We start from the raw sequence: 25,135 nt of genomic DNA on the forward strand, positions 1-25,135 counted from the left end.
TGGGTTGAAAACCGTTCTGGTCTCGGCCGTCGCTTTGATTGATCGCGACGGCCGGGTGCTTCTGGCCCAACGCCCCGAAGGCAAGGCCATGGCCGGACTATGGGAGTTTCCGGGCGGCAAAGTTGAACCGGGCGAAACGCCCGAGGCGGCGTTGATTCGCGAACTGCACGAAGAGTTGGGGATCGAGACCTGGCAATCCTGTCTGGCACCGCTGACATTCGCCAGCCACAGCTATGACAGCTTTCATTTGCTGATGCCGCTGTTCGCCTGCCGGAAGTGGCAGGGCACCCCTCAGCCGCGCGAAGGACAGCGCCTTGCATGGGCGCGACCCAATGAAATGCGCAGCTATCCGATGCCCGAGGCCGACGTTCCGCTGATAGCGATTCTACGCGATTGGCTGTAGTTCGCCTGTGATGTGCATGTAACTAAACGATAAATTCATGCCTCTTGCATGTATATACAGTTTTTGCACAGGATCTGGGCGCCGCTTCATCGTTTCGCCACAAATTTCTGCATGTGAACTTAATATTAACTCTCGCTATATTATTTGTTTGACCGTATTTTTTTCTTACACAGCAACAGTTCGGTTCTTTTGGGGAGGATTCGACATGTTACGTACCATCACACTTGGCACTTCAGTCACGATTCAGGGAATGTTCGTCCGGGACTATCCGGATGGAAAAATCGCTGTTCGCGACGGAAACACGATCTACACGGGGAAACCGGTGAAAACCGCCGCCTGATCGAAGCTTCCACTCACGAAACGGAAAAAGGCACAGTCGCAAGACCGTGCCTTTTTTAGTATTTTGTGATGTGCGACCCAGGCTTACAGCGTCCGGGTCACCTCTTCGCGCTGGAAAATCTCGATCACATCGCCGTTGCGGATATCGTCGTAGTTTTCAAAGGCCATACCGCATTCCTGGCCCGACTGAACCTCGGACACTTCGTCCTTGAAGCGTTTGAGCGTTTTCAGCGTGCCCTCGTGGATCACCACGTTGTCGCGCAGCAGGCGCACACCGGCAGAACGGCGCGCCGTGCCTTCGGTGACCAGACAGCCGGCAACCTTGCCCACGCCCGTCACCTTGAAGACTTCGCGAATTTCGGCGTAACCGATAAAGTGCTCGCGAATTTCGGCCGACAGCAGACCGCTGGCCGCATTCTTCACGTCATCCACAAGGTCGTAGATGACCGAATAGTACCGGATTTCCACGCCCTTCTGGTTTGCCGTGTTCCGCGCGCTGGCGTTGGCACGGACGTTAAAGCCCATGATCGGCGCATTGCTTGCCTCGGCCAGGCCCACGTCGGTTTCGGTGATGGCACCGACGCCCGAATGCAGCACGCGCACGCGCACCTCTTCGTTGCCGATCTTTTCCATCGCCTGCACGATCGCCTCCGCCGAACCTTGCACGTCGGCCTTGATGAGGATCGGCAGCTCCGACATGTTTTCGTCGGCCTTGGCATTCGCCATAAGCTGTTCCAGCGTCGTGGCGGCACCGGCAGCTGCGCGTTTGTCCTTGGCCGCTTTTTCGCGATATTCCGCGATTTCGCGCGCCTGCGCCTCGGTCGAGACCACGTTCAGAACGTCGCCCGCTTCGGGTGTGCCGTTCAGACCCAGCACCTCGACAGGCACCGAAGGTCCGGCTTCCTTGACGCGTTCGCCCTTGTCGTTCTCCATCGCGCGAACCTTGCCCCACTGTTCGCCGACGACAAAGATGTCGCCCTGCTTCAGCGTGCCGGTCTGCACCAGAACGGTGGCAACGGGGCCGCGGCCCACGTCCAGCTTGGCCTCGATCACGGCGCCCTGGGCGGCGCGGTCGGGGTTGGCTTTCAGTTCAAGGATTTCCGCCTGAAGCGCGATGGCTTCCAGCAGGTTGTCCAGGCCCTGGCCGGTGTGGGCCGACACCTCGACATCCTGCACGTCGCCCGACATCTGTTCCACGACCACTTCGTGTTGAAGCAGGTCGGTACGCACCTTGGTCGGGTTCGCCTCGTGCTTGTCGATCTTGTTGATCGCCACGATCATCGGCACCTTTGCCGCCTTGGCGTGGTTGATCGCCTCGATCGTCTGCGGCATCACCGCATCGTCTGCAGCGACCACCAGAACCACGATGTCCGTCACCTGAGCGCCACGCGAGCGCATCGAGGTAAAGGCCGCGTGGCCCGGCGTATCAAGGAAGGTCAGCATCTGCCCGCCTTCGGTTTTCACCTGATAGGCACCGATGTGCTGGGTGATCCCGCCCGCTTCGCCAGCGACAACCTTGGCATTCCGGATTGCATCCAGAAGCGAGGTTTTGCCGTGGTCGACGTGGCCCATGATCGTGATGACCGGCGGACGCGGCGACAGATCGTCGGCCTTGTCCTCGACCTGTGTGATCACGTCTTCCACATCCGAGTCGGAGACGCGAACAACGTTGTGGCCGAATTCCTCGACGATCAGTTCAGCGGTATCCGCGTCGATCGTCTGGTTCTGGGTCACCATCATGCCGTTCTGCATCAGCGCCTTAACGACAGCGCCCACGCGTTCGGCCATACGGTTGGCCAGCTCGCTGACCACGATGGCTTCGGGCACCTGCACGTCGCGCACGACCTTTTCACGCTCGACATTGCCGCCCATCGCCTTCTGGCGTGCGCGTTCCTGCTTGCGCTTCATCGCCGCAACCGAACGTTGCCGCCCACCTTCACCACCGCTAAGCGCCTGATTCAGTGTCAGTTTGCCCGAACGCCGGTTGTCGTCGCGGCCCTTGCCACGCGTCGTGCGCTGTTCGCGGTCTTTCTCGGTGTCGACCTTGCGGGGCGAGCTGGGCGCAGCCTTGGCTGCACCGCCACCACGGTTAGCCTCTTCCGGCGCGGGTGCCGGTTCGGCCGCACGGCGCGCCGCTTCTTCGGCTTCGCGCTTCTGGCGCTCTTCCTCTTCGGCCTTGGCCTTCAGCGCCTCTTCACGCTCGCGCTCTTCGCGTTCCTTGGCCTCGGCCTCGGCGCGGCGGCGGTCGCGTTCTTCCTCGCGGGCCTTTTCCTCGGCTTCGCGCTGCGCGGCTTCGTCGGCTTCGCGGGCCTTGGCGGCCTGCAACGCCTTCAGACGACGCTCCATCTCGGCATCGGAAATGCCACCCGGACGCCGCGACGGATCGCCAGCCGACACACCGGCGGATGCAGATTTGACAGCACCGGGCTTGGGCACGACAACGCGCTTGCGTTTGGTTTCCACTACGACATTCTTCGTCCGTCCGTGGCTGAAACTCTGTTTCACATTCCCCGGGCGGGACCCGCCCCGCAGGCCCAAAGTCTTTTTGCCGTCAGTATCGCTCATAAAGCTCTTTTTCCTTCCGAACAGCCGTTGCCGTCCTCAGTTTCGCGTACACCGCGCAATCTTTGCGCTTCCTCTACAACACGTCGGCCGAGTCCACCAGAGGCGAGCGCGGCATGTATCACAGTTTCACGGCCAAAAGCCATGCCCAGTTCATCCGACGTGAGCCAGCCGATGTATTTGCCGAAGTGCGGCGTGCTCAGTTTCGACTTTCCACGCCCGGATCCATCGACCGCCTGAATCAGCACATGCGCTTCTTCACGGTCCAGCCAGGCCTTTACCTTTTCGTAACCGGCAACCGCGTCGCCGGATTTGCGCCCCATGCTGATCAAATCGACCACACGACGCGCCAGTTGTCGTTCGACTTCGTCGACCAGCCCATCGGGCACGGCAACCTGCATTTTCAATCCGCGCGCGAAGGCCTTCTTCGCGACGGCCTTTTCCAGCGCGGCGCGATCCGCCGCAACATAAACGCCGCGTCCCGGCAGCTTGTTCGCCACATCGGGAACAAGCTGTGCTTCCGGGCCCGCCACGAAACGGATCAGCCCATTCTTGGGCTGAACCTCGCCGGTGACGACGCACTTGCGATCGGGATCGCCCGATCTGTCTTTTGGTGCGCCACCGCGTCCCATTTCAGCCTCCTCGGAGCCTGAAATCAGGCTCCGGCCTCCTCGGTTTCGGCATCAGCGCCGTCAACATCACCTTCGGTGTCTTCGTCTTCCAGCTCGGCGGGATCAACCCAGCCCAGCGCAATCCGCGCCGTCATGACCAGCGATTGTGCCTCTTCCAGGGACACATCGAAGGGTTCCAGAATACCGTCATCCTTGACGCGTTCGCCATCGACCGTAGTCCAGCCACCAGCCAGTTCCCAGTCGGCGCAGGTTGCGAAATCTTCCAGCGTCTTGACGCCGTCCTTGCCCAGCGCCTCAAGCATCTGGGGTGTCAGGCCTTCGAATTCAACCAGGCTGTCTTCCACACCCAGTTCGCGGGCCGCTTCCAGCGCCGCCTTGTTCTGCGCATCCAGGTAATCGCGGGCGCGCGCCTGAAGCTCGCTTGCGGTGTCTTCGTCGACTCCGTCGATCACCAGAAGTTCGTCCACCTCGACATAGGCGACTTCTTCCAGGTTGGTGAACCCTTCAGATACCAGAAGTTGTGCAAAGAATTCGTCAAGATCCAGCGTATCCATGAACAGCTTGGTGCGCTGCTCGAATTCCGCCTGACGCCGGGCCGATTCTTCTTCTTCGGTCATGATGTCGATGTCGAGCCCGGTCAACTGCGAGGCAAGGCGCACGTTCTGACCACGGCGGCCGATGGCGAGGCTCAGCTGTTCCTCGGGAACGACAACCTCGATCCGCTCGGCCTCTTCGTCCAGAACCACCTTGGTCACTTCGGCCGGTTGCAGCGCGTTCACAAGGAACGTCGGCTGGTCCTCGTTCCACGGGATGATGTCGATCTTTTCGCCCTGAAGCTCGTTCACCACGGCCTGCACGCGGCTGCCGCGCATACCCACGCAGGCACCAACCGGGTCGATCGAGCCATCATAGGAAATCACGGCGATCTTCGCGCGCGAACCCGGGTCGCGGGCCACGGCCTTGATTTCGATGATGCCGTCGTAGATTTCCGGCACTTCCATCTTGAACAGCTCGGCCATGAATTCCGGCGCGGTGCGCGACAGGAAAATCTGCGGCCCGCGCGGTTCGCGGCGCACGTCCTTGATATAGCAGCGGATACGGTCGTTCGGGCGATAGCTTTCGCGGCCGATCTTTTCGTTGCGCCGCAGGATCGCTTCGCCCGCGCCCACATCGACGATGACGTTGCCGTATTCCTCGCGCTTGACCTGACCGTTGATGATCGTGCCGGCGCGGTCCTTGAATTCTTCGTACTGGCGATCACGCTCGGCTTCGCGGACCTTCTGCAGGATCACCTGCTTGGCCGATTGCGCCGCGATGCGGCCCATTTCAACCGGCGGAACCTCTTCGACATAGGTATCGCCCACCACCGGGTCGGCCATGTACTGCTTGGCCTGCTCGACCGTGAATTCGGCCTGGTAATTCTCAAGCTCTTCGTCTTCGACGACGGTGCGAACGCGGGTAAAGGTGGCGCGGCCGGTCTTGCGGTCGATGCTCACGCGGATGTCCATCTCGGCGCCGTAGCGGCTCTTGGCAGCACGGGCGAGCGACTCTTCCATCGCCTCGATCACCAGCGACGGGTCGATCATCTTTTCGCGCGCGACCGCTTCGGCGGTTTGCAACAGCTCCAGCTGGTTCGCAGAGGTGATTGCCATTTACCTGTTCTCCTCGGTTGACCCTTCGGTCTCAATCTCGTCGAAATTGTCTTCGTTCAGCGCGCCTGCCGATTTCCGCTGGCGCAGCATTTCCTTGATCAGATCGTCGGTCAGCACCAGCTTGGCGTCGCTCAGCCAGTCGAACTGCAACCCGATGGTGCCTTCCTCGACGTTGATCAGCACTTCGTCGCCTTCGATGCCCGCCAGCATCCCCTTGAACCGGCGGCGCCCGTCGATCAGCTCGGTCGTTTCCAGCTTGGCCTCATAACCTTCAAAGGCTTCGAAATCCTTCAGCCGGGTCAGGGGGCGGTCGATTCCGGGGCTCGACACTTCCAGCGTATATTCGTCAAGGATCGGATCCTCGACATCCAGCACTGCGCCCACGGCATTGGAAATCTCGGCGCAATCATCCACCTCGATCCCGCCATTCGGACGGTCGGCCATGATTTGCAGCGTCGTCGATTTGCCCGACATCAGACGCACGCGCACCAGTTCAAACCCCAGATCCTCGATGGCGGGGGTGATGATCTCGGCCAGGCGGCGGTCGATCGCTGCTTTTGCAATCAGGTCGTTGCTCATAGGTCCAAACACAAAAAAACGGGCGCGCGGCCCGTCACACGTCTCCGGTGGAGCGCCCGACCAAGGCCAAGCGCGCCGCTGTTAAGGGGCGTATACGCTCAACCGCCCGAGTCTGCAAGCCCCGATTGAAAAGGGGCGGCTAGACCAGCCACCAGCGTTCGGCCAACCGCCCATCGTCCAGCGGGGTGCCTTGCCCAATCACCGACGGCAGCCCCACGCTGGGACGCGCTGCCAGCAGCATATGATCACGCGAGGGATGATAACGCAGGTCACCGTCTACAGGCAGTTCCGAGGCTTCGGGCAGTTCGGCCACATCGACATAATCGTCACGCAAAGCGGCGGCGCGCGCCCGCGGATCCGACATGGCGATGGCGTCGATGGTTTCCGCCCAACCGGCGGTGTCGCCCTTGTAGTGGTCGGCCACACGCGTTGCGCGGAAATGGCGGCCATCTTCAAAGCGCGCAATGCGGTACAGCCCGGTTCCGTTCAGCGGCGATTCATCGGCATCGCGCACGATCATGTCGGCCCGGGTCAGGCGGAACGGAAATTGCGGATCGCCCTGATCCAGCGCTATCGTCAGGCGGATGGCGGTTTCGGCCTGTGCCGCGATACCATGCCGCCGAAGCATCCGCGCGGCATCTGTGGCGGAAAATGCTGCACCGTTGTGGAAGGTCACGCCCTCGCGAAGGATCAAAACCCAGTGCTGGGCCGTGGCATCGCTTGTCCAGTCCGTCGCCAACTCTCCACGCAGGGTGCCATCGGGGGCCAGTTCGATCAGCGTGTCAAAGGCCGCGCCACGCGCAATCATCCCCAGCGAATCACCCTCGCGCGCCAGCGCCAGCCGCAACCGGCCGCCCCGACGCGGGCGCGATTGCGCAGACAGGCCCGACGCCGCCAGAAGCGCGGCGGCCGCACCCGAGGTAAACAGCGCGCGGCGGTCGATCCGGGTCATGCCGCACCCACCTTGCTGTGCGCGATGTCGTCCATGATTCGCACCAGTTCGGCGCTGATCCCGGGTTCAGACAGCGCGTGCCCGGCGTTGCGCACCAGCCGGTAATCCGACCCCGGCCACGCCTTGGCCAGCGACCAGGCCGACACCGGCGGGCAAATCATGTCATAACGGCCCTGCACGATGACGCCGGGGATATGCGCAATCCGGTCCATGTTCGCGAGGATTTGACCGTCGAACTCAAGAAACCCGGCGTTCTGGAAATAGTGGTTTTCCAGCCGCGCAAAGCTGCGCGCGTAATCGCCGGGCGCGTCGCCAATGGTGCCGTTGGAATGCACCGAGGCCAGCGCGTTTTCCCAACCCGCCCACAGTCGGGCCAGCTTGGTTTCCTCGGCCAGGTTGCCGGAAAACAGCCGCCGGTGGTAGGCGCCGATCAGATCGTGACGTTCGTCTTCGGGGATGGGGGCCACGAAGCGCGCCCAGGATTCGGGCCAGAACCGCCCTGCCCCTCCGCCATAGAACCAATCAAGTTCCGCCTGCGTCATCAGGAAAACACCGCGCAGGATCAGGTGGCGCGCCCGCTCGGGATGGGTCTGCGCATAGATCAGCGCCAGCGTCGCGCCCCAGCTACCGCCGAACACCAGCCAGCTGTCGATTCCCAGGGTCGTGCGGATCAGCTCGATATCGGCAACAAGATGCCATGTCGTGTTGTCCTGGACCGAGGCATGGGGCCGCGAGCGTCCGCATCCGCGCTGATCGAACAGCACGACACGATAAACCTCGGGATCGAAATAGCGCCGCATCGCTGGGCTGCAACCACCGCCTGGTCCGCCGTGCAGCACCACCACCGGAATACCATTGGGGTTGCCGCATTGCTCGACATACAGGGTATGGCCATCACCCACGTCCAGCAGGCGCTGATCGAAGGGGTCGATCGGCGGGTGAAGATATTGCACTGCGCGCTTTTGGTCCGGGTACTTGTCCATTACGTACCTATATACTGCCTTGTGCAGAAAACGTCATTCACAGATTGGAATGCAAGTGTCGCAGTCTACAGTTGACCTCGCGGAGGTGTCGAAATTCGAGGCGATGGCCGCCGAATGGTGGGATCCGAACGGGAAATTCAAGCCGCTGCACATGCTGAACCCCTGTCGGCTGGATTACATCACCCGCCAGATCGCAGGCGAATTCGGGCGCGACCTGACCGGGGCCAAGCCGTTTGACGGGCTGAGGCTGCTGGACATCGGCTGTGGCGGCGGGCTGCTGTCGGAGCCGATGGCGCGGCTGGGCGCCGACGTGGTGGGTGCCGATGCTGCTGCCGGGAACATTCCGGTGGCACAGGTCCACGCAGAACAATCCGGGCTGAACATCGACTATCGCAACACCACCGCCGAATCGCTGGCCGAGGCGGGCGAACAGTTCGACGTGGTGCTGAACATGGAGGTGGTCGAACACGTCGCCGACCCGCTCGCCTATCTGACGGCCTGCCACGACCTGCTGCGCCCCGGCGGGCTGCACATCTGTTCCACGATCAACCGCAACCCGAAATCCTTTGCCGTCGCCATCGTCGGGGCCGAGGTGGTGATGCGCTGGCTGCCGCGCGGCACCCATGACTGGCGCAAGTTCATCACCCCGGACGAGCTGTTCGACCTGTTGAGCCGCGCCGGGCTGACCCCGGTGGACCGCAAGGGATTCGTGTTCAACCCGATCACGTGGAGCTGGAGCCTGTCGGATCGCGACCTGTCGGTGAACTACGTCACCGCCAGCCTGCGGCCCTAATCGCGAGGTTCCAGCTGCGCGCGCAATTCGCGCAGCACGGGCAGGACGGTACGTACCTTGTCGGCACCCATTTCGCCCACCACTGTGTTGATCAGCGGCGCGATGGAATCGACCGCCTGATCGCGCGCCTGCCGCCCGGCCGGGCTGATCGCCACCATCTTGCGGCGCGCATCATCCCAATCGGGGCGGATATGAACATACCCCGCCCACTCCAGCTTGTTCAGCGTGTTGGTCATCGCACCGCGCGTCACATGAAACGTCTGCGCCAGTTGTGCGGGCGTGCGTTCGCCGCCGACAAAGACCAGTTGGTTCAGCACCGAGAAATGCGAAATCTCCATGCCCTTGGGCAGCACCTTGCTCAGCCGGTTGCGGATCAGCTGGTCGGCTGTCAGCACCTCGCTGAAAAGGGCAATCGCCAATGCATTTTTTTCGTCAGTCATCGGGCGTCCGGGCTTGGGCGGGGCGAATCACGGCCCGTCGAAGGGGCGGCCGTGCGAAAGCGAAGGCACCTTGCGGCGGGCTTCGACCACAGTCTTAACATCTATGTCGACAAAGTGAATGCCCGGTTCGGTTCCGCCATCCACCAGCACCTCGCCCCAGGGCGACACGGCCAAGCTGTGGCCGTATGTGCTGCGCTGCTTGGAGCCCGAGGATGGATGCGTGCCGCATTGCGCGGGCGCCAGCACGTAACACCCGGTTTCAATGGCCCGCGCGCGCAGCAGGCTGTGCCAATGAGCGGCGCCGGTGACAGGCGAAAACGCCGCCGGAACGGTGATGACCTGCGCCCCGGCCTGTGCCAGCGCGCGATAGAGCGCAGGAAAGCGCACGTCGTAACAGACGCTCATCCCGATGGTGGCAAAGCCCGCATCCTGCACCACCGCCCGCGTGCCCGGCCGATAGCCATCGGATTCGCGATAGGTTTCTTCGGGCGTCACATCCACGTCGAACATGTGGATCTTGTCGTACCACGCGGCAACCGCGCCATCGGGGCCAATCAGGAACGACCGATTGGCAAAGCGCCCGTCCGCATCCCCGGTTTTCAGCCCGAGCGAGCCGATCAGCAGCCAGATGCCCAAATCGCGCGCCTGATCGCGCAGCGCGGGCAAGGTCTGATCCTCTTCCTCCAGCTTCAGCACCTCTTGCTGGTGCTTGCGGCTGGTCGACAGGCAATTCGTCACCTCGGGCGTCAGGACAAACCCGGCCCCCTGCGCGGCGGCCTGCGCCACGCGGTCCTGCACCATGGCAAGATTGGCGGCCGGGTCATCGCTGGAACACAGCTGGATCAGCGCGGCCTTCATTTGCCGGCCAGAAGCGGGTCGAGCTTGCCCGCTCGTTCCAGCGCGTACAGGTCGTCACAACCGCCGACATGCGTATCGCCGATGAAAATCTGCGGCACCGTGCGCCCTCCATTGGCGCGCTGGGTCATTTCGGCCCGGCGCTCCGGCTGGGCGGCCACGTCAACCTCGGCAAAGCTGACACCCTTCTGGGTCAGCAGCCGTTTGGCCGCATGGCAGAAACCGCACAGCGGCGTGGTATAGATTTCGACGGGTTGCATGACGGGTTCCTTGCTTGACTTGCGCAGAACCTAATCATCCTTGCCCACCCGCGCCAGTACCAGAACATCAACCCGGTTTGCCCCAGCCGCAAGGCAGGCATCCGTACAGGCCGACAGTGTCGCGCCCGAAGTCATCACGTCATCGACCAGCACGACGCTTGCGCCCCGGGCCATCTCGGCACGGCGGGGGTGCACTCGGATCGCGCCGGTCAGGTTCTCGGCCCGCTGCGACGCGGTCAGCCCATCTTGCGAGGGCGTGCGCCGGATCCTTTGCAGCAGATCGGGGCAAGCCATCAGGCCCGTGCGCCGCGCCATGGCCTGCGCCAGCAGCGCGGATTGATTGTACCGCCGCCGCGCCAGCCGAAGCCAATGCAGCGGCACCGGTGCCAGCAGGCAGCCGGGTTGCAAAATGTCGGCCCCGGCTCGCGCCATCCAGTCGGCGGCGCTTTGCACAAGGTCGGCGCGGTCGCCGTGTTTCAGCCCCAGCACGATCCGCCGGGCGCGATCACGATACATCAGCGCCGCGCGCCCGTCGCGCCACGGCCGGGGGGTGGCGATGCAATCGTCACATTCAATCCGATGGCCATCATCTGGCCCCTGCAACGGAATGCCGCAGGCCGCGCAGGTGGTTCCACCGATAAATGGGGTGTCGCGCCAGCAGGTGGCGCACAGACCAAAATCGCTTTCGACCAGATCGCCACAGCCAAGGCAGCGCGGCGGGTACACAAGGCGAACCGCCGTTTGTATCATCTGCTGCATCATTCTAAGGGTCTACCCATGTCAGAAGTGCCCCAAATCACCGACCGCGCCGCCCTTACCCGCAATCGCGCCCGCGCCGCGCCCGAGGCGCTGTTCCTGCACCGCGCCGCGATCGACGAGGTTCAGGATCGTCTGGCGATGGTTAACAGAACGTTTACGTCGCCTGCCGTCGTGACGCCGTTCCCGGGGCTCTGGTCCAGCGCGATGCCAGAGGCGACGATCGTCGCGGACGACTCGCATCTGGCGCTGGAACCGGGCGCTCATGATCTGGTGATCCACGCCATGGCGCTGCATTGGGCCAATGACGTGGTCGGACAGGTGATCCAGTGCCGAAGGGCATTGCAGGCCGATGGTCTGTTTCTTGCGGTAACGCTGGGCGGGCAGACGCTGGCGCAGCTGCGCGCCGTGCTGGCCCATGCCGAAAGCACCGTATCCGGCGGCTTGTCGCCCCGCGTCGCGCCGATGCCCGAAATCCGCGATCTGGGCGCGATTTTGCAACGCTCGGGGCTGAACCTGCCCGTGGCCGATTCCGTGCCGCTGACCGCCGAATACCGCGACCTGCGCCACCTGATGCACGACCTGCGCGCCATGGGCGAGGCGAACGCGCTGAGCGGGCGTCTGCGCCACCCCACGCGGCGCGCGCTGTTCGACGTGGCAAACCGGCTCTACATCGACCAATTCGCCACGGGTCAGGGCCGTATCCTTGCGACCTTCGAGCTGGTCTGCCTGACAGGCTGGGCACCGGACGAGAGCCAGCCCAAACCCCTACGCCCCGGGTCCGCGCAGGCGCGGCTGGCGGACGCGCTTGGCACCTCGGAAACGCCGCTGCCCGATTGACCACGGCGGAAAACCGCTTAACTCACCCGAAACCCGATCCAACGCAGGATGCCCAGATGAACGATTCCGCCCGCCCGACCCATGCGCCGAAGGATCACCCAACCGTTCCGCGCGAAAAGGTCGGCGTGCTGATCGCCAATCTCGGCACGCCCGATGGCTATGATTACTGGTCGATGCGGCGCTATCTGAACGAATTCCTGTCGGACCGGCGGGTGATCGACTATGCCCCGTGGAAATGGCAGCCGCTGTTGCAGGCGATCATCCTGACCAAACGGCCCTTCACCAGCGGCGCGGCCTATAAATCCATCTGGAACGAGGAAGCAGGCGAAAGCCCGCTGATGACAATCACCAAACAGCAATGCGCCGCGCTGTCCGCGGCGCTGGCCGAACGCTACGGCGATGGTGTGATGGTCGATTTCTGCATGCGCTATGGCAACCCCTCGACCCGGTCAAAGGTCGATGCGATGGTCGCCGCCGGCTGCACGAAGATCCTGTTTTTCCCGCTTTATCCGCAATATGCGGGCGCCACCTCGGCCACCGCAAACGATGAATTCTTTCGCGCGCTGACAAAACAGGTGTACCAGCCCGCCGCCCGCACCGTACCTGCTTATTTCGACCACCCCAGCTATGTCGAGGCGCTGGCCCAATCCGTCGAACGCGCCTATGCCGGGATCGACAACCGCCCAGACCTGCTGATCGCGTCCTATCACGGGATGCCGCAACGATACCTGATGAACGGCGACCCGTACCATTGCCAGTGCCAGAAAACCACGCGGCTGCTGCGCGAACGGCTGGGCTGGCCCCAGACCGAGATCAGGACCACCTTCCAATCGGTCTTTGGCCCCGAGGAATGGCTGAAACCCTATACGGTGAAAGAAGTTGCGCGGCTTGCGCAGGAAGAGGGCAAAACCCGCATCGCGGTGATCGCCCCGGCGTTTTCCGCCGACTGCATCGAGACGCTGGAAGAAATCAACGAGGAAATCCGCGAAAGTTTCGAACACGCGGGCGGCAAGGAATTTACCTATATCCCCTGCCTGAACGACGAGCCCGCGCATATCGCCGCGCTGGCCGAGGTGATCGGCGAAAACCTGGGCGGCTGGCTTTAGTCAGACACCAGACCACCAAACAATAAAAAAGGCGGCAGGTTTCCCCACCGCCTTTCTTTTGGTCTGTGCCGATCGCTTAGGAAGCGACAGCTGCAGCAACCAGTGCCAGCAGGATCAGCGGCAGAACGATACCGCTCGAGGACGAGCGTGCATCTTCAACGATCACCGGTGCTTCGATGATCGGGTCTGCGAGCGAACCAGCAGTTGCGGTCGAAGCAGCAGCTGCCAGAGCGGCGGCGAGAACGAGTTTCTTCATGTTAACCTCCAGAATAAGCACGATTCACCAAGATGAATCGCGCACCCAAGACATACCTCGTGGTTATTTTTCTAACCAGCTATGCCAAAAGATTGCAATCGGTTGTTGAGGTTATGACCCGCAGGCCATCCAGAATGTCGTCAAATAAGCAACACTTGTGTCCCGACCTCGGTCATCGAGAACAGCCGTGCGATGTGTTCATTGTAAAGCCCGATACATCCGTTCGATGATCGCCGCCCGATTTTGCGCGTGTCGTGGGTTCCGTGAATCCGGTAATACTGCCAGCTGAGGTACAGCGCATGGGTGCCCAGCGGGTTGTTCGGCCCCGGCGGGATATGCGCAGGCCACTCGGGGTTTCGCTTCAGCATGTTCGGGGTCGGGCGCCAATCCGGCCCTTCCACCTTGCGCGTCACCTGCGTGCGACCCCGGCGCGTCAGATCCTCGGTCAGCGGAACGCTGGAGGGAAACAGGAAGTATTGCCCGCTTTCGTCCCAGAAATGCAGCGCACGCGAGGTGATATCTACAAGGATTGCCCCCTTGTTCAGATTGTCGAAATACGGCTCCCACGCCATTGACCGGAAGCTTGAAATATTGCGCCGCACCGTTTCGGTCAGGTCACGTTCGACTTCGGTGGTGGCGGCGCTGTTCACGCCGCTTTGCGCCAATGCCGGCACCGCCAGAAAGGACGCCGCACCGCCCAGAAACATGCGCCGGGTTGCGGCGGATTGGTTGGTTTTTCCCATGTCGGGCCTCGTCTGCCTGAAATCGTACAAGATGACGAACAGTTTATGAGGCCGCGCCGGCCTCCGCAAATCAAACCGCTGTAACCGGCACCGATTTGCGGTAAGAGCCTTCAACAGGGCCGAGTGGCCGACAAGAGATCGACAAGGACGACAAAGACAATGGCGCGCGTGTTTTCATTTCTGGTGATGGCCATGCTGGCCCTGGCCGGCTGTACGACGAATGAAACCCAATACGGACCCGACGGGCAGCCGCTGCCCAAGGCCTATAAAATCCGCCCGGCAGATGCGTCCAAGATACAGTATCGTATGCTGGATTCAGTCAATTCGCTGCGCGGCGCAGCTGGAATGCAGCCGGTTCAGTTGAACGCCCAGTTGAACGCCGCAGCCGAAACCCATTCGCGTGACATGTCGGCCCAGAACCGGCCCTGGCACTTTGGCTCGGACGGTTCCTCGCCTATCGACCGGGTTCAGCGCGTTGGCTATCCGGGCGCGATGCTAGGCGAAAACATCTCGGAGACCTACGAGACCGAGTTGGAAACCCTTGCCGCATGGATGGAAGAGCAGGGCACGCGCGACGTGATCCTGAGCCGGAATGCCACCAACATGGGATTCGCCTGGTTTCAGGAGGGCAACGGCAAAATCTGGTGGACGATGTTGATGGGCGGCTAAGGCTCGTCTTGACGTTGGGGGGCAGCGAATAGCCGCTACCCCGACCCCGTTACGCCCGTATGGTAATGACCGTGCCGTTGCGCACCATTGCATAGATTTCTTCGATTTCGCGATCCTTCACCGCGATACACCCCGCCGTCCAGTTCGCCTTTTTCCCGGCTTTCTTGTCGTTGTTGGGCTGGCCGTGGATGAAGATGTCACCCCCCGGGCGCTTGCCCTGCGACTCGGCAAAGGCCATGTCCTGCGCATTGGGATACGAAATGCCAAGCGACAGATGGAAGGCGCTGTTGGGGTTGCGGCGGTCGATCAGATAGGTGCCTTCGGGCGTTTTGCCGTCGCCTTCGAACTGCTTTGGCCCGGCCGGCGCAAATCCAAGATAGATATCGTATTCTTTCAGGATCTCGGTATGGTGCAGAAGGTACATCCGTCCGGTGCCCTTGTTCACCACGACCGAAGTCACCTCGGGTCCGTTGTAGCTGCGGAATTTACTACCACCGCAAGCTGCCAGAAGGCCCGCCAGCAGGCCCAATCCGAATGTCCGTCGTTTCATACTGCCCGTGCCTCGTGCTTTTGTTTGCGCCACGCGATACCCGACGTGCACAGCAAAGCAAAATCACATTTTTCGTCAACCCCGTGGCGGTCAACCGCGCCGGAACGACGCAACCAGTTCAGTATGCACCGACCAGCGGAATTGATCGACCACATTGACGTGGTCCAGCCGAAACCCCGCATCGCACAAGATGCGGGCATCCCGCGCGAAAGTGACCGGATTGCAGGAGACATAGGCCACAACGGGCACATCTGACGCGGCGATTTCGCGAACCTGCGCCTCGGCCCCGGCGCGGGGCGGGTCGATCACCACGGCATCCAGCTTGGCCAGTTCATCCGGCATCAGCGGGCGGCGGAACAGGTCGCGCGCGACGGCCGTCACCTTCTTCAGGCCCGGCGCCTCGCGCCAGCCGCGGTCCAGCGCGGCGATCATGTCGGCCTCGCCTTCCACCGCCAGCACTTCTGCGGTTTCGGCCAATGGCAACGTGAATGTGCCACACCCTGCGAACAGATCGGCGATCCGCTTGGCGCCTCCGATGATGTCGCGCACGCCCTTCAGCAGATCGTTTTCGCCCTGATCGGTTGCCTGAAGGAAGGCCCCCGGGGGCGGCACCACCACCGCGCGCCCGAACCGCTGCGTAGGCGGCTCACGCATGGCAACGGTTTCGCCATCCCATGTCAGCCGCGCCAGCCGGTGCGTTTCTGCAAAGGCACCGAGATCGCGTTCCAATGCGCGGTCCAGAGGTTTGCCGCCACCCACCGCCACATCCAGCCCGTTTTCGGCCCGCGTCAGCGTGACAGAAAGCGTGCCTTTGCGGCTGCCACCCACGGGGGCCAGCGCCTCAACCATCGGAATCGCCCGTATCAGAGCCGGATCCAGCAGCAGGCAATCAGGGATCGGAGTGATCGTATCCGACGCGCGGCCATGAAACCCGGCCAGCGCGCCTTTCTTCGTGCGCCGCACCGCCAGCGTGGCCCGCCGTCGCGATTGCGCGGGCGAGGTGCTGACCGGGCGCACTTCGGTGTCGATGTCTTGCGCGCCCAGCGCCCCTGCGACGAATTCACGCTTCCAACCGGCAACAAACCCGTCCGAGGCATGTTGCAACTGGCATCCGCCGCAGGCCTTGTAGTGACGGCACGGCGGCGCGACCCGCTGATCCGATGGCGTGACGATGCGCACATCCTCCAGCCGGTCGCCCGATGGCATCCCGCTGACAACCTCACCCGGCAAGGTGCGCGGCACAAAGATCGGGCCGGGCGCGATCCCGTCGCCCTGATGCCCAAGACGGCCGATCGAAACCTCGATCCGCCCCGTGTCAGAGCCTGTTTCCGTCATGTCGTCCTACTCTGCCGCCTGTGCGGAAATGAACCCGCCGGACTGCCGTTCCCAGAACCGGGCATATTGCCCCCCCTGTTCAAGCAGCTCGTCATGGGTGCCGATTTCCACGATCTCGCCACGCTCCATCACTGCGATCCGGTCCATCTCTGACAGGGTCGACAGGCGATGCGCAACGGCTATCACGGTCTTGCCCTCCATCACGCGGTGCAGCGCCTCTTGAATCGCGGCCTCGACCTCGCTGTCCAGCGCGCTTGTGGCTTCGTCCAGCACAAGGATCGGCGCGTCCTTCAGAATGGCACGGGCCAGCGCGATCCGCTGGCGTTGCCCGCCCGACAGCTTGACCCCACGTTCGCCCAAGTGCGCATTGTACCCGGTGCGGCCTTTGTGATCTTCCAACTCGAGGATGAAATCATGCGCCTCGGCGCGGCGAGCGGCGGCTTCGATCTCGGCATCGCTCGCACCCGGACGACCGCACAGAATGTTGTCACGGGCCGAGCGGTTGAACATCGCGGTTTCCTGCGTGACCATGCCAATCTGGCGACGCAGGCTTTCCTGATCGACCTGCGTGATGTCGGCTCCGTCAATCCGGATCGTGCCAGATTCGCCTTGGTAGAGCCGTAGCAGCAGCGACACCAACGTCGACTTTCCCGCGCCAGACGCACCGACAACGCCCAGTTTTTCCCCCGGCGCGATCTGCAAGTTGATGCCCTGCAATCCGCCAGTTTCGCGACCGTAGGCAAAGCTGACGTTGTCGAATTCGATCCCGCCCTCTGTCACCTTCAATTCCGGGGCGCCCTCGGCATCGGATATCCGGACCGGCGGGGTAAGCGTGCGAATGCCGTCTTCCACCTCGCCCAGATTTGCGTAAATCGCCATCAGCGTAAAGCTGACCCAGCCCGTCATCTGCGCAATCCGCACGGCGACGGACCCTGCGGCGACGATATCTCCCTCGGTCGCCATTCCGCCCTGCCACAGCAAAAGCGTCCCGCCGATCAGAACCACCGGCAGGATCCCTGCCATCGTCATCAGGCAGAACCGGAACCCAGCGGACAGATAGCCGAAACTCAGCGCGCGTTCTCGAAACTGCCCCATCGCGCCCAGCGCAGCGCGGTCTTCGTGGTCGGCATGGGCGAACAGCTTTACCGTTTTGATGTTGGTGATCGTGTCGACAACCTGCCCCGACACCATCGCGCGCGCCCCGGCCCGCGCGGCGGACCGCTTGCGAATGCGCGGTAGAAACCACCCAATCAGCAAGAAATAGAACACCAGCCAGACGCAGAACACCGCCGTCATCTTCCAGCTGATTGACGCCAGAAGGGCCAATGTGCCCACCAGCGACGCCAACGCGAAAAACACCACGTTGATGACTTCGGAGGCCACATCGGTGACCGCCCTGGCGCATTGCATCTGTTTCTGCGCGATGCGCCCGGCGAAATCGTCGTCGAAAAAGCGCACCGCCTGCCCCAGAGTCCAGCGGTGCAGACGCGACAGCACAAGCGGGTTCACATTGGGCTGCACGATGATCGAATTCGACGCCGACGACAGGCCAAACATCACCGGCCGCGCGATCAGGAAGAACCCCACCGCCAACCCGAGAATCACAAGGTTAGAGCCTGAAAAGAATGCCTCGCGCCCGCTGGCAACCGTGGTGTCGATTACACGGCCAAGGATGTAGGCGGTGCCAACCTCTAACGCGCCGGCGAGGGCCGAGAACAGCGCAGCAACGGCCAGCGCCCACCACGCGCCCGACAGGCACCAGCGTATAAAGGCGATCAGCGACCGGGGTGGCGGACCCTCGGCCGGTTTGAACGCATCGATGTAATCGCCAAGCCTCATTCCGCGGCCTCGGTATCCAGAAATCCGCCCGATTGCCGGGCCCAGAACTCGGCATATAGCCCGCCTTGGTCCAAAAGCACAGAATGCGGCCCGGATTCGACGATACGGCCCCGGTCCATCACGAGGATGCGATCCATCCGGGCGATGGTCGACAGGCGGTGCGCGATGGCAATCACGGTCTTGCCTTCCATCATGCCGTACAGCGTATCCTGAATGGCGGCCTCGACCTCGCTGTCCAAGGCACTTGTTGCCTCGTCCAGCAGCAGGATCGGCGCGTTTTTCAGAATGACCCGCGCGAGCGTGATCCGTTGTCGCTGCCCGCCCGACAGTTTCACACCGCGTTCGCCTACATGGGCGTCATAACCGGTGCGCCCCGCATTGTCCTCCAGATCAAGAATGAAATCATGCGCCTCCGCCTGTTTGGCGGCGGCGATTACTTCGCTCTCCGACGCATCGGGACGTCCATACAGGATGTTGTCGCGGACCGAGCGATGCAGCAGCGAACTGTCCTGCTGGACCATGCCGATATTGCGGCGCAGGCTGTCTTGGGTGATCGTCGAAATATCCTGCCCGTCGATCAGAATGTGACCCTGTTCCGCGTCGTAGAACCGCAACAGTAGCTTGACAAGTGTGGATTTCCCCGCGCCGGAGCGCCCGATCAACCCGATCTTTTCGCCCGGCTGAACTGTCAGCCTTATATGATCCAGCCCGCCGCCATCCCGCCCATAGTGGTGCGAGACATCGGCAATTTCGATCTTGCCGCGATCCAGCGAGAGCGCCGGCGCGGCAGGTTCGTCGGTCAGCGTGATGGGCTGGGCGATGGTCTGCATGCCCTCGGCCACCACGCCAAGTTCGCGGAAGAACGAGGTTAGCGCCCACATGATCCAGCCTGTCATAGCGTTCAGCCGAAGCGTCAGCGCCGTGGCCGCTGCCACCACGCCCACGCTGGCCAGACCCTGAATCCACAATCCCAGCGCCAGCCCGACCACGCCGACAATCAGCAGCCCGTTCACCACGATCAGCGACACATCCATGACCGTGAAAATCCGCATCTCGCGCTGGAACGTCTTCCGCGAGGTTTCGATCACCTCGCGCGCCTGCTCCAGCTCCAGATCGTGATGGGCAAACATCTTGACCGAGTGGATGTTGGAATAGCTGTCGACCACCCGCCCCGTCACGGCCGAGCGCGCATCCGATGCCGCCTGCGAAGCGGGGCCAACGCGCCGCACCGTCCAAACCGTGAGCGCCGCCCAAAGCGCGAACCAGATCGCAAGCGGACCCATCAGGCGCAAATCAGTAACGCTTAGCAAGATCGCGGCGCCGATCAGATAGGCCAGAGAATAGGAAATCGCATCGAAGACCTGAAACACCACCTCGCCCGCGGCGGGCGGGGTCTGCATGATACGGTTGGCGATCCGTCCCGCGAAGTCGCTTTCGAACCAGCCGACCGACTGCCGTAGCACCTGCCTGTGCGCGCGCCAGCGGATCAACGTGCCAAAATTCGGCAAGATTGTATTGTTCAGCAGGGCCACGTCGATGCCATGTACCAGCGGACGCAGGATCAAGATGAACACCGCCACGGCAATCAACTCGGGCCCGTGATCGGCCCAGAACACCGACGGATCTTTGCCCAGCAGATCGACCAGCCGCCCCATGTACCAGATCAGCCAGACCTCGATGATGGCCGACAAGACCGATAGCGCCCCCGTGACGGCAAAAACCCGCCAGAACGGTCCGCAATAGCTGCGCAGAAAGGGCCAAAGCCGAGTGGGCGGGCGATCCTGTTCGTCGTAGACGACGTAAGGGTTTACGAGATTTTCAAAGAAACGAAACATGGCAGAAGCCTCAGGCGGGCAATAGGTGGACGCGAATGCAGAAGGTGTGACAGTGGCCGCACACCCAAACGGGTGTCAGCTCAGATGAACCAAAGCCCGTAATACATCAGCATCCTCCTGTGGTGGCCCAAGGGTTTCGTGAAAATCCGATAGACCAGATTTGCCCGCCTGTCACCCCTTGGGGGCACATTTATATGTCGAATGCATATTGTTCAGCGGATCAGAAGCTCGTCCCGTGTTGCGGTAAAGCCGGACGCGATCCAGGTCTGTTCAAGCCGGGCAAGTTCCTCGCCCAGCGCGGTGCCGGTGAATTCTGGCATCAGGTCCTTGGCTGAAATGGGAAAACGCGCGGTGGCCCCGGTCTCGATGCATTTCAAATCCGCTGGTTCTATGTGCTGCTCCAACATCGCGCCGCGCAGCAAGATCACATCGCGCGCCTCTTCTGCGCCAAGGCGGTATCCCAATTCGGCTGGAGCCTGACAGGCTCCAACCGCCTCGCGCAGCCGATCGAGGCGGGCCGCCTGAGGGCGGCTCAGGCGCAGGGCCTGCATCGGCTCGGTCACATTAAGGCTTGCCAGTCGCCGGATCGGATCGGGCGGCACATCGACAACCTGTTCCAGATGTACGAGGGGCCCAAGAGCCTTTGCATCGCTGCCGGGGAACAGCCGAGCCAGCGCTCCGGTCGCGGCCAAGCCAGCCACGGCGCGTACCGGATCGGCTGCTCCCAACAGGCGCAGCATCTCTCCGCCCACGCGTTCGCGCGAAAGTGTCTCTAACCCGTCAAGATTTTCCGAAATCGCTGCCAAGGCCTCGCCATCTAACCCGGCGTCCTGATCGCCGTACCACGCGTGAAACCGGAAATACCGCAGGACGCGGAGGTAATCTTCGCGGATGCGGGCTGTGGCATCACCAATGAACCGCACCCGCCGCGCGCGCAGATCGTCAATCCCGCCAAGCGGATCCTGAACCTGCCCGCGCGCATCGGCATACAACGCGTTCATCGTGAAATCGCGCCGTGCAGCATCTTCGGCGACGTCGGTGGAAAAGGCGACGATGGCGTGACGCCCATCGGCCTCAACGTCGCGCCGGAACGTCGTGATCTCATGGGCGATCCCGCCCGCAACCACTGTCACGGTGCCGTGGTCTATTCCCGTGGGGATGGCGCGCAACCCGGCCGCCTTCGCCAGTGCGATCACGCGATCGGGCGTTGCATCTGTTGCGATGTCGATGTCGCCGACCGGCGCGCCGATCAGGGCATTGCGTACACAGCCGCCCACGAACAACGCCTGCGCCCCGCCGGTTTCGAGCATCCGGCACACGTCTTGCGTTGCCGGTTGGTCCAGCCAGGCGCCGTGAACCGTGGTCATGGCTGCATACGGGCTGCAAGCGCCCGCAGCATTCGGGCCGTCGCCCCCCAGATGTAATAGGGCCCGTAAGGAACTGCAAAATAGTACCGTCGCGCCCCACGCCAGCGCCGCGACTGAACCATGTAATTGTTGGGGTTCACCAGATGCGCCAAGGGCACGGCAAAGGTTTCTTCGACCTCGCCCGGCTCGCTGATCGGCGTGAAATCAGTCTCTATCACGGCGACAACCGGGGTTACGCAGAACCCCGTGACGGTTTCATGCGCCGGCATCCGTCCCAGCACGCGGGCAAGGTCTCGCGGCAGACCGATTTCCTCGTCCGCCTCGCGTAGCGCGGCGGCCACGACATCCACATCTCCCGGATCCTGCTTGCCGCCCGGAAAGGCGATCTGCCCCGGATGGTGTTTCAAGCCAGAGGCGCGTTTCGTCAGCCAGACCACCGGCTCGGGCCGGTTGATCGACACGGCAATCAACACGCCAGCCGGGCGCAGCTTGCGGTTCGGGGGCAGAACCGTTTCGGGATTCAGGTCGAAATCCGACGATTCCGCCCCCTCGCGGGCCAATGCGGCCCCTAGTTTGGCAACAACATCACTCACCTTGCGGGGTTTCCGCATCGAACCCCACGGTTGCCGGGTCCAGATCGTAATGCGCGCCGCAGAACTGACAGTCGGCCGTAACGCGGCCGTCATCTGTTGTCATTTTCTCGATGTCCTGCGCCGAATAGATTGACAGGCTTTGCCGGACGCGATCTTCGGAACAGGTGCAGCCAAACCGCACTGCCTGCGCGTCGAAGACGCGCGGCAATTCCTCGTGGAACAGGCGCACCAGCAGATCGGTCGGCGGTACGACGGGGCCGATCAGTTCCAGCTCTTCGACGGTGTCGAGCAGGATGTTGACGCGGGTCCAGTTCTCACCCTCTTCGCCATCCACCAGATCCTCGGCGCGCAGCACCTCGCCCGAACCTTCGCCACCGGCGGCAAAGGGAGAGGCTTTGGGCATATGCTGAAGCATAATGCCACCGGCGCGCCAATGCTCGGCCACACCCGGCTCGGACGATTTGCCAAAGCTCAGCGAAAACCGCGTGGGCAGTTGTTCCGACTGGGCAAAATAGGCCTCGGCACTGTCGCGCAGGCTGGTCGTGGTCAGCGGCGTGATGCCCTGATACGGCGTGCTGCCTTCGCCCTGATCCAGCAGGATGGCAAAATACCCTTCGCCAACCTGATCAATCGGGGCACCATCGGTCAGCCGCTCGCGATCAAAGCTTGCATAGGCTCTGATCCGGGCGGGTTCACCTTCAGCCTGCGGCGCGTAGTAATCGGTCGCAATCATCCGCACCGCGCCCTTGGACTGCACCTGAAGCGACAATTTCCAGCGCAGCTTGATCGTCTGGCCGATCAGCGCAGTCAGCAACGCCATTTCGGCCACCAAAGCCTCGACCTGGGGGGGATAATCGTGCTGTTTCAGGATTCCGTCCAACACACCGTCAAGCCGCGCAACACGGCCCCGGATGTTGGCGTTGTCAAGCTGGAAGGGCAGGACTGTATCGTCCCACGCGAGTTTCGGTCCGATGGTCATGGGGTTTCCTTAAACGCCGACGATTGGCATACCGGCCGTATATAGAGGCAACATGACCGGGTTACAAAGGGGTGCAATATGATCCGAAGATTTGGCACACCGCCAGACCCGTCGCAAAGATATACCCGCCGCGCGGGGGTTTACGCGATTTTGCCGATGAACGACGGTATTCTCGCGACATTCCAGGCTGCGCCTCATGATGAATTTCAGCTGCCCGGCGGCGGCGTGGACCCGGGCGAATCGCCCCTTGTGGCCCTTCACCGTGAAGTAATGGAAGAAACCGGCTGGTCCATCGCCGCCCCGCGGCGGATCGGGGCATTTCGGCGGTTCACCTACATGCCCGAATACAAACTATGGGCAGAGAAACTCTGTACAATCTACGTGGCGCACCCCGCGAGACGCATCGGCCCTCCGACCGAGCCGGGACACACGGCTGTCTGGCTGGATGTCAAAACAGCACTGTCTGAACTTGCCGCCTCGGGTGACAGGCATTTCGTGCAGCAGTGGTTTTTCCCGTGATCAGAGACCGTTGAATTCAAACAGGGTTGCGGAAATATCGTCCTCCATCCCCTGACCGGGGGCCATGATTTCGGTCAGGTTCCAATAGAGATCATCCAGAAATTCCTGCCCCGATTGGCCCGGCTGGCAGCAGCGCACCAGATCGGCAAGCCCTTCCGCCTCAAGCATTCCGCCCGCTGCCAGGCTGCATTCGGTGAACCCGTCGGAATAGAGCAGTAACCGTTCACCGGGATGCATCCGAAATTCGGACTGCGTGAATTCTGCCCCCGCCATCAGCCCGATTGGCAACCCACCCTGTCCCACAAACTCAACCCCACCATCAGGCCGGATAATCATGGGATAGGGGTGACCAGCCTGCACCATCTGCACCACGCCCGTCGCCAGGTTGACCGTTGCATAGATCATCGTGAAATATTCGTCGATACCGGTGTCGGCCAGCTGACGTTCGTTCAGAAGTTTGGCCAGATCGGTCGGGGCGCGCAGATCGTGCCCGTCATTGCCGGCGACCAAGGCAAGGTTCTGATCGAAATAGACCGGACTTAGGTATCCACCCAACCGCGCCGTCATCATCGCAGAGGTGATGCCGTGCCCCGACACATCAATCGAGTAAAAACCCACCTGCCCCGGCCGCGCCGAGAACATGCCAACTAGATCGCCGCCGATATGCCCACAGGGTTTCAACAGCAGGCTTACCTTTGACGCGCCGAAATCGCGGCTGAGTTCTGGCACCATGGATTGCTGAATCTTCTTGGCCTGAACCAGATCGCGGTCGATCGCGTCGTACGCGGCCTGAAGCCGTTGCAGCGTGTGGCCGATCATCTGGTTCTTGTCGGAAAGTTCCCGCTGCATCGCGATGATCCGGTCGCCCGCCGAAATACGCGCACGAAGTTCACCGGGGTTCACCGGCTTGGTCAGGAAATCGTCGGCCCCCGCATCCAGCCCCTGCGCGATCTCCATCTTGTCGCTTTTGGATGTGAGCAGGATGAAATAACCATAATCCGCGCGGTCCATCTGCCTGAATTCACGGCAGAATTCTATGCCATCCATGCCGGGCATCATCCAATCGCTTAACACCAGATCGGGCGCAGCAACGCGACAGATATGCAAGGCCGCATCGCCGCTATCGGCCTCGATCACCTCGAACCCCCATTTTTTCAGCGATCCGGCCAAGATACGGCGCTGCAACCGGCTGTCATCGACAACAAGCACGCGGCTGATCGAACCGGACCCCGATGGAGGAGTCGCTCTGGATGGATCGTTCGATTGCACTGTGCCCGTGTCCCAACCTTTGTCCCGGT

The 25,135-nt window shown here is 62.3% G+C and carries 27 protein-coding genes; 7 read left to right on the top strand and 20 right to left on the bottom strand.

What is annotated here, in order from left to right:
* Positions 1 to 4: 4 nt before the first annotated feature.
* Together FGK64_RS18220 and FGK64_RS22760 are read left to right on the top strand one after the other, a co-directional pair.
* Positions 5 to 403, top strand: coding sequence for a (deoxy)nucleoside triphosphate pyrophosphohydrolase (locus FGK64_RS18220; protein ID WP_138865486.1), 399 nt, complete (start codon positions 5 to 7; stop codon positions 401 to 403).
* Between the two features lie 205 nt (positions 404 to 608).
* Complete coding sequence (locus tag FGK64_RS22760; RefSeq protein WP_281280426.1) at positions 609 to 743, top strand: hypothetical protein; 135 nt, start codon at positions 609 to 611, stop codon at positions 741 to 743.
* Positions 744 to 826: 83 nt separating this feature from the next.
* Here FGK64_RS22760 and infB read toward each other — a convergent pair whose 3' ends face one another.
* From infB to pip, 6 genes are all read right to left on the bottom strand, one after another.
* On the bottom strand, positions 827 to 3,307 hold the full coding sequence (infB, locus tag FGK64_RS18225) for a translation initiation factor IF-2 (protein ID WP_138865278.1): 2,481 nt from the start codon (positions 3,305 to 3,307) through the stop codon (positions 827 to 829).
* Entirely contained in the window at positions 3,304 to 3,936 is a 633-nt protein-coding gene (locus tag FGK64_RS18230) for an RNA-binding protein (RefSeq protein ID WP_138865279.1), read from the bottom strand. The genes infB and FGK64_RS18230 overlap by 4 nt, the downstream gene beginning before the upstream one ends.
* A gap of 23 nt (positions 3,937 to 3,959) precedes the next feature.
* Positions 3,960 to 5,588 carry a transcription termination factor NusA gene (gene nusA / locus FGK64_RS18235; RefSeq protein WP_138865280.1) on the bottom strand — a complete coding sequence of 543 codons (1,629 nt, stop codon included), beginning with the start codon at positions 5,586 to 5,588 and terminating at the stop codon, positions 3,960 to 3,962.
* Positions 5,589 to 6,167 (bottom strand): ribosome maturation factor RimP, encoded by a 579-nt coding sequence (gene rimP, locus FGK64_RS18240; protein ID WP_138865281.1) that lies wholly within the window; start codon positions 6,165 to 6,167, stop codon positions 5,589 to 5,591.
* 139 nt (positions 6,168 to 6,306) lie between these two features.
* A complete protein-coding gene (locus FGK64_RS18245) occupies positions 6,307 to 7,119 on the bottom strand; it encodes an ABC transporter substrate-binding protein (RefSeq protein WP_138865282.1) in 813 nt (270 codons plus the stop codon).
* Positions 7,116 to 8,102, bottom strand: a complete 987-nt coding sequence (gene pip, locus FGK64_RS18250; RefSeq protein WP_138865283.1) for a prolyl aminopeptidase — start codon at positions 8,100 to 8,102, stop codon at positions 7,116 to 7,118. Before pip ends, FGK64_RS18245 begins: the two co-directional genes overlap by 4 nt.
* Positions 8,103 to 8,151: 49 nt before the next feature.
* Here pip and ubiG point away from each other — a divergent pair, with 49 nt between their 5' ends.
* Positions 8,152 to 8,895: a bifunctional 2-polyprenyl-6-hydroxyphenol methylase/3-demethylubiquinol 3-O-methyltransferase UbiG gene (ubiG, locus tag FGK64_RS18255; protein ID WP_138865284.1), complete on the top strand. Its 744-nt coding sequence runs from the start codon at positions 8,152 to 8,154 to the stop codon at positions 8,893 to 8,895.
* On the opposite strand, the gene FGK64_RS18260 is transcribed toward ubiG, so the two are convergent.
* Genes FGK64_RS18260 through FGK64_RS18275 form a run of 4 tightly spaced genes read right to left on the bottom strand, consistent with a single transcriptional unit; the run spans position 8,892 to position 11,212 of the window.
* Positions 8,892 to 9,335: a MarR family winged helix-turn-helix transcriptional regulator gene (locus FGK64_RS18260; RefSeq protein WP_138865285.1), complete on the bottom strand. Its 444-nt coding sequence runs from the start codon at positions 9,333 to 9,335 to the stop codon at positions 8,892 to 8,894. The genes ubiG and FGK64_RS18260 overlap by 4 nt on opposite strands.
* Before the next feature lie 27 nt (positions 9,336 to 9,362).
* Positions 9,363 to 10,193 carry a carbon-nitrogen hydrolase family protein gene (locus tag FGK64_RS18265; RefSeq protein ID WP_138865286.1) on the bottom strand — a complete coding sequence of 277 codons (831 nt, stop codon included), beginning with the start codon at positions 10,191 to 10,193 and terminating at the stop codon, positions 9,363 to 9,365.
* Positions 10,190 to 10,450, bottom strand: coding sequence for a glutaredoxin 3 (grxC, locus tag FGK64_RS18270; protein ID WP_138865287.1), 261 nt, complete (start codon positions 10,448 to 10,450; stop codon positions 10,190 to 10,192). Before grxC ends, FGK64_RS18265 begins: the two co-directional genes overlap by 4 nt.
* Before the next feature lie 30 nt (positions 10,451 to 10,480).
* Positions 10,481 to 11,212 (bottom strand): ComF family protein, encoded by a 732-nt coding sequence (locus FGK64_RS18275; protein ID WP_138865288.1) that lies wholly within the window; start codon positions 11,210 to 11,212, stop codon positions 10,481 to 10,483.
* Positions 11,213 to 11,227: 15 nt separating this feature from the next.
* Between FGK64_RS18275 and FGK64_RS18280 the strand changes: the two genes are divergently transcribed.
* The gene (locus FGK64_RS18280; RefSeq protein ID WP_138865289.1) at positions 11,228 to 12,046 is read left to right on the top strand and encodes a class I SAM-dependent methyltransferase; all 819 of its coding nucleotides are present in this window, start codon (positions 11,228 to 11,230) and stop codon (positions 12,044 to 12,046) included.
* A 56-nt stretch (positions 12,047 to 12,102) separates the two neighbouring features.
* Positions 12,103 to 13,152: a ferrochelatase gene (hemH, locus tag FGK64_RS18285; RefSeq protein ID WP_138865290.1), complete on the top strand. Its 1,050-nt coding sequence runs from the start codon at positions 12,103 to 12,105 to the stop codon at positions 13,150 to 13,152.
* A 76-nt stretch (positions 13,153 to 13,228) separates the two neighbouring features.
* Here hemH and FGK64_RS18290 read toward each other — a convergent pair whose 3' ends face one another.
* Together FGK64_RS18290 and FGK64_RS18295 are read right to left on the bottom strand one after the other, a co-directional pair.
* Positions 13,229 to 13,408, bottom strand: a complete 180-nt coding sequence (locus FGK64_RS18290; protein ID WP_138865291.1) for a hypothetical protein — start codon at positions 13,406 to 13,408, stop codon at positions 13,229 to 13,231.
* Positions 13,409 to 13,548: 140 nt separating this feature from the next.
* Entirely contained in the window at positions 13,549 to 14,151 is a 603-nt protein-coding gene (locus tag FGK64_RS18295; RefSeq protein ID WP_138865292.1) for a L,D-transpeptidase, read from the bottom strand.
* Between the two features lie 159 nt (positions 14,152 to 14,310).
* On the opposite strand from FGK64_RS18295, the gene dalA reads away from it, so the two are divergent.
* Positions 14,311 to 14,820 (top strand): divisome-associated lipoprotein DalA, encoded by a 510-nt coding sequence (dalA, locus tag FGK64_RS18300; protein ID WP_138865293.1) that lies wholly within the window; start codon positions 14,311 to 14,313, stop codon positions 14,818 to 14,820.
* Positions 14,821 to 14,869: 49 nt separating this feature from the next.
* Here dalA and FGK64_RS18305 read toward each other — a convergent pair whose 3' ends face one another.
* From FGK64_RS18305 to hslO, 7 genes are all read right to left on the bottom strand, one after another.
* The gene (locus FGK64_RS18305; RefSeq protein ID WP_138865294.1) at positions 14,870 to 15,370 is read right to left on the bottom strand and encodes a L,D-transpeptidase family protein; all 501 of its coding nucleotides are present in this window, start codon (positions 15,368 to 15,370) and stop codon (positions 14,870 to 14,872) included.
* Positions 15,371 to 15,460: 90 nt separating this feature from the next.
* Positions 15,461 to 16,705, bottom strand: a complete 1,245-nt coding sequence (locus FGK64_RS18310) for a class I SAM-dependent RNA methyltransferase (protein ID WP_138865295.1) — start codon at positions 16,703 to 16,705, stop codon at positions 15,461 to 15,463.
* 6 nt (positions 16,706 to 16,711) lie between these two features.
* Positions 16,712 to 18,544 carry an ABC transporter ATP-binding protein gene (locus FGK64_RS18315; RefSeq protein WP_138865296.1) on the bottom strand — a complete coding sequence of 611 codons (1,833 nt, stop codon included), beginning with the start codon at positions 18,542 to 18,544 and terminating at the stop codon, positions 16,712 to 16,714.
* Positions 18,541 to 20,379 (bottom strand): ABC transporter ATP-binding protein, encoded by a 1,839-nt coding sequence (locus FGK64_RS18320; RefSeq protein ID WP_138865297.1) that lies wholly within the window; start codon positions 20,377 to 20,379, stop codon positions 18,541 to 18,543. Before FGK64_RS18320 ends, FGK64_RS18315 begins: the two co-directional genes overlap by 4 nt.
* A gap of 212 nt (positions 20,380 to 20,591) precedes the next feature.
* A complete protein-coding gene (locus FGK64_RS18325; protein ID WP_138865298.1) occupies positions 20,592 to 21,746 on the bottom strand; it encodes a CCA tRNA nucleotidyltransferase in 1,155 nt (384 codons plus the stop codon).
* Positions 21,743 to 22,357, bottom strand: a complete 615-nt coding sequence (locus FGK64_RS18330) for a CoA pyrophosphatase (protein ID WP_138865299.1) — start codon at positions 22,355 to 22,357, stop codon at positions 21,743 to 21,745. Before FGK64_RS18330 ends, FGK64_RS18325 begins: the two co-directional genes overlap by 4 nt.
* Positions 22,332 to 23,318, bottom strand: coding sequence for an Hsp33 family molecular chaperone HslO (gene hslO / locus FGK64_RS18335; protein WP_138865300.1), 987 nt, complete (start codon positions 23,316 to 23,318; stop codon positions 22,332 to 22,334). Before hslO ends, FGK64_RS18330 begins: the two co-directional genes overlap by 26 nt.
* Positions 23,319 to 23,396: 78 nt before the next feature.
* Between hslO and FGK64_RS18340 the strand changes: the two genes are divergently transcribed.
* Positions 23,397 to 23,837, top strand: coding sequence for an NUDIX hydrolase (locus FGK64_RS18340; protein ID WP_138865301.1), 441 nt, complete (start codon positions 23,397 to 23,399; stop codon positions 23,835 to 23,837).
* Here the strand turns inward: FGK64_RS18340 and FGK64_RS18345 are convergent, their stop codons facing one another.
* Complete coding sequence (locus tag FGK64_RS18345; RefSeq protein WP_342773966.1) at positions 23,838 to 25,046, bottom strand: PP2C family protein-serine/threonine phosphatase; 1,209 nt, start codon at positions 25,044 to 25,046, stop codon at positions 23,838 to 23,840. It lies immediately after the preceding gene.
* Between the last annotated feature and the right edge of the window lie 89 nt (positions 25,047 to 25,135).

It is taken from the genome of Arenibacterium halophilum (assembly GCF_005938225.1).
Classification (GTDB): domain Bacteria; phylum Pseudomonadota; class Alphaproteobacteria; order Rhodobacterales; family Rhodobacteraceae; genus Arenibacterium; species Arenibacterium halophilum.

Bases quoted from the DNA above. Each gene is read 5' to 3' on its own strand.
- FGK64_RS22760 (WP_281280426.1), top strand. From the start codon at position 609: ATGTTACGTACCATCACACTTGGCACTTCAGTCACGATTCAGGGAATG.
- infB (WP_138865278.1), bottom strand. From the start codon at position 3,307: ATGAGCGATACTGACGGCAAAAAGACTTTGGGCCTGCGGGGCGGGTCC.
- FGK64_RS18230 (WP_138865279.1), bottom strand. From the start codon at position 3,936: ATGGGACGCGGTGGCGCACCAAAAGACAGATCGGGCGATCCCGATCGC.
- nusA (WP_138865280.1), bottom strand. From the start codon at position 5,588: ATGGCAATCACCTCTGCGAACCAGCTGGAGCTGTTGCAAACCGCCGAA.
- rimP (WP_138865281.1), bottom strand. From the start codon at position 6,167: ATGAGCAACGACCTGATTGCAAAAGCAGCGATCGACCGCCGCCTGGCC.
- FGK64_RS18245 (WP_138865282.1), bottom strand. From the start codon at position 7,119: ATGACCCGGATCGACCGCCGCGCGCTGTTTACCTCGGGTGCGGCCGCC.
- pip (WP_138865283.1), bottom strand. From the start codon at position 8,102: ATGGACAAGTACCCGGACCAAAAGCGCGCAGTGCAATATCTTCACCCG.
- ubiG (WP_138865284.1), top strand. From the start codon at position 8,152: ATGCAAGTGTCGCAGTCTACAGTTGACCTCGCGGAGGTGTCGAAATTC.
- FGK64_RS18260 (WP_138865285.1), bottom strand. From the start codon at position 9,335: ATGACTGACGAAAAAAATGCATTGGCGATTGCCCTTTTCAGCGAGGTG.
- FGK64_RS18265 (WP_138865286.1), bottom strand. From the start codon at position 10,193: ATGAAGGCCGCGCTGATCCAGCTGTGTTCCAGCGATGACCCGGCCGCC.
- grxC (WP_138865287.1), bottom strand. From the start codon at position 10,450: ATGCAACCCGTCGAAATCTATACCACGCCGCTGTGCGGTTTCTGCCAT.
- FGK64_RS18275 (WP_138865288.1), bottom strand. From the start codon at position 11,212: ATGATGCAGCAGATGATACAAACGGCGGTTCGCCTTGTGTACCCGCCG.
- FGK64_RS18280 (WP_138865289.1), top strand. From the start codon at position 11,228: ATGTCAGAAGTGCCCCAAATCACCGACCGCGCCGCCCTTACCCGCAAT.
- hemH (WP_138865290.1), top strand. From the start codon at position 12,103: ATGAACGATTCCGCCCGCCCGACCCATGCGCCGAAGGATCACCCAACC.
- FGK64_RS18290 (WP_138865291.1), bottom strand. From the start codon at position 13,408: ATGAAGAAACTCGTTCTCGCCGCCGCTCTGGCAGCTGCTGCTTCGACC.
- FGK64_RS18295 (WP_138865292.1), bottom strand. From the start codon at position 14,151: ATGGGAAAAACCAACCAATCCGCCGCAACCCGGCGCATGTTTCTGGGC.
- dalA (WP_138865293.1), top strand. From the start codon at position 14,311: ATGGCGCGCGTGTTTTCATTTCTGGTGATGGCCATGCTGGCCCTGGCC.
- FGK64_RS18305 (WP_138865294.1), bottom strand. From the start codon at position 15,370: ATGAAACGACGGACATTCGGATTGGGCCTGCTGGCGGGCCTTCTGGCA.
- FGK64_RS18310 (WP_138865295.1), bottom strand. From the start codon at position 16,705: ATGACGGAAACAGGCTCTGACACGGGGCGGATCGAGGTTTCGATCGGC.
- FGK64_RS18315 (WP_138865296.1), bottom strand. From the start codon at position 18,544: ATGAGGCTTGGCGATTACATCGATGCGTTCAAACCGGCCGAGGGTCCG.
- FGK64_RS18320 (WP_138865297.1), bottom strand. From the start codon at position 20,379: ATGTTTCGTTTCTTTGAAAATCTCGTAAACCCTTACGTCGTCTACGAC.
- FGK64_RS18325 (WP_138865298.1), bottom strand. From the start codon at position 21,746: ATGACCACGGTTCACGGCGCCTGGCTGGACCAACCGGCAACGCAAGAC.
- FGK64_RS18330 (WP_138865299.1), bottom strand. From the start codon at position 22,357: ATGCGGAAACCCCGCAAGGTGAGTGATGTTGTTGCCAAACTAGGGGCC.
- hslO (WP_138865300.1), bottom strand. From the start codon at position 23,318: ATGACCATCGGACCGAAACTCGCGTGGGACGATACAGTCCTGCCCTTC.
- FGK64_RS18340 (WP_138865301.1), top strand. From the start codon at position 23,397: ATGATCCGAAGATTTGGCACACCGCCAGACCCGTCGCAAAGATATACC.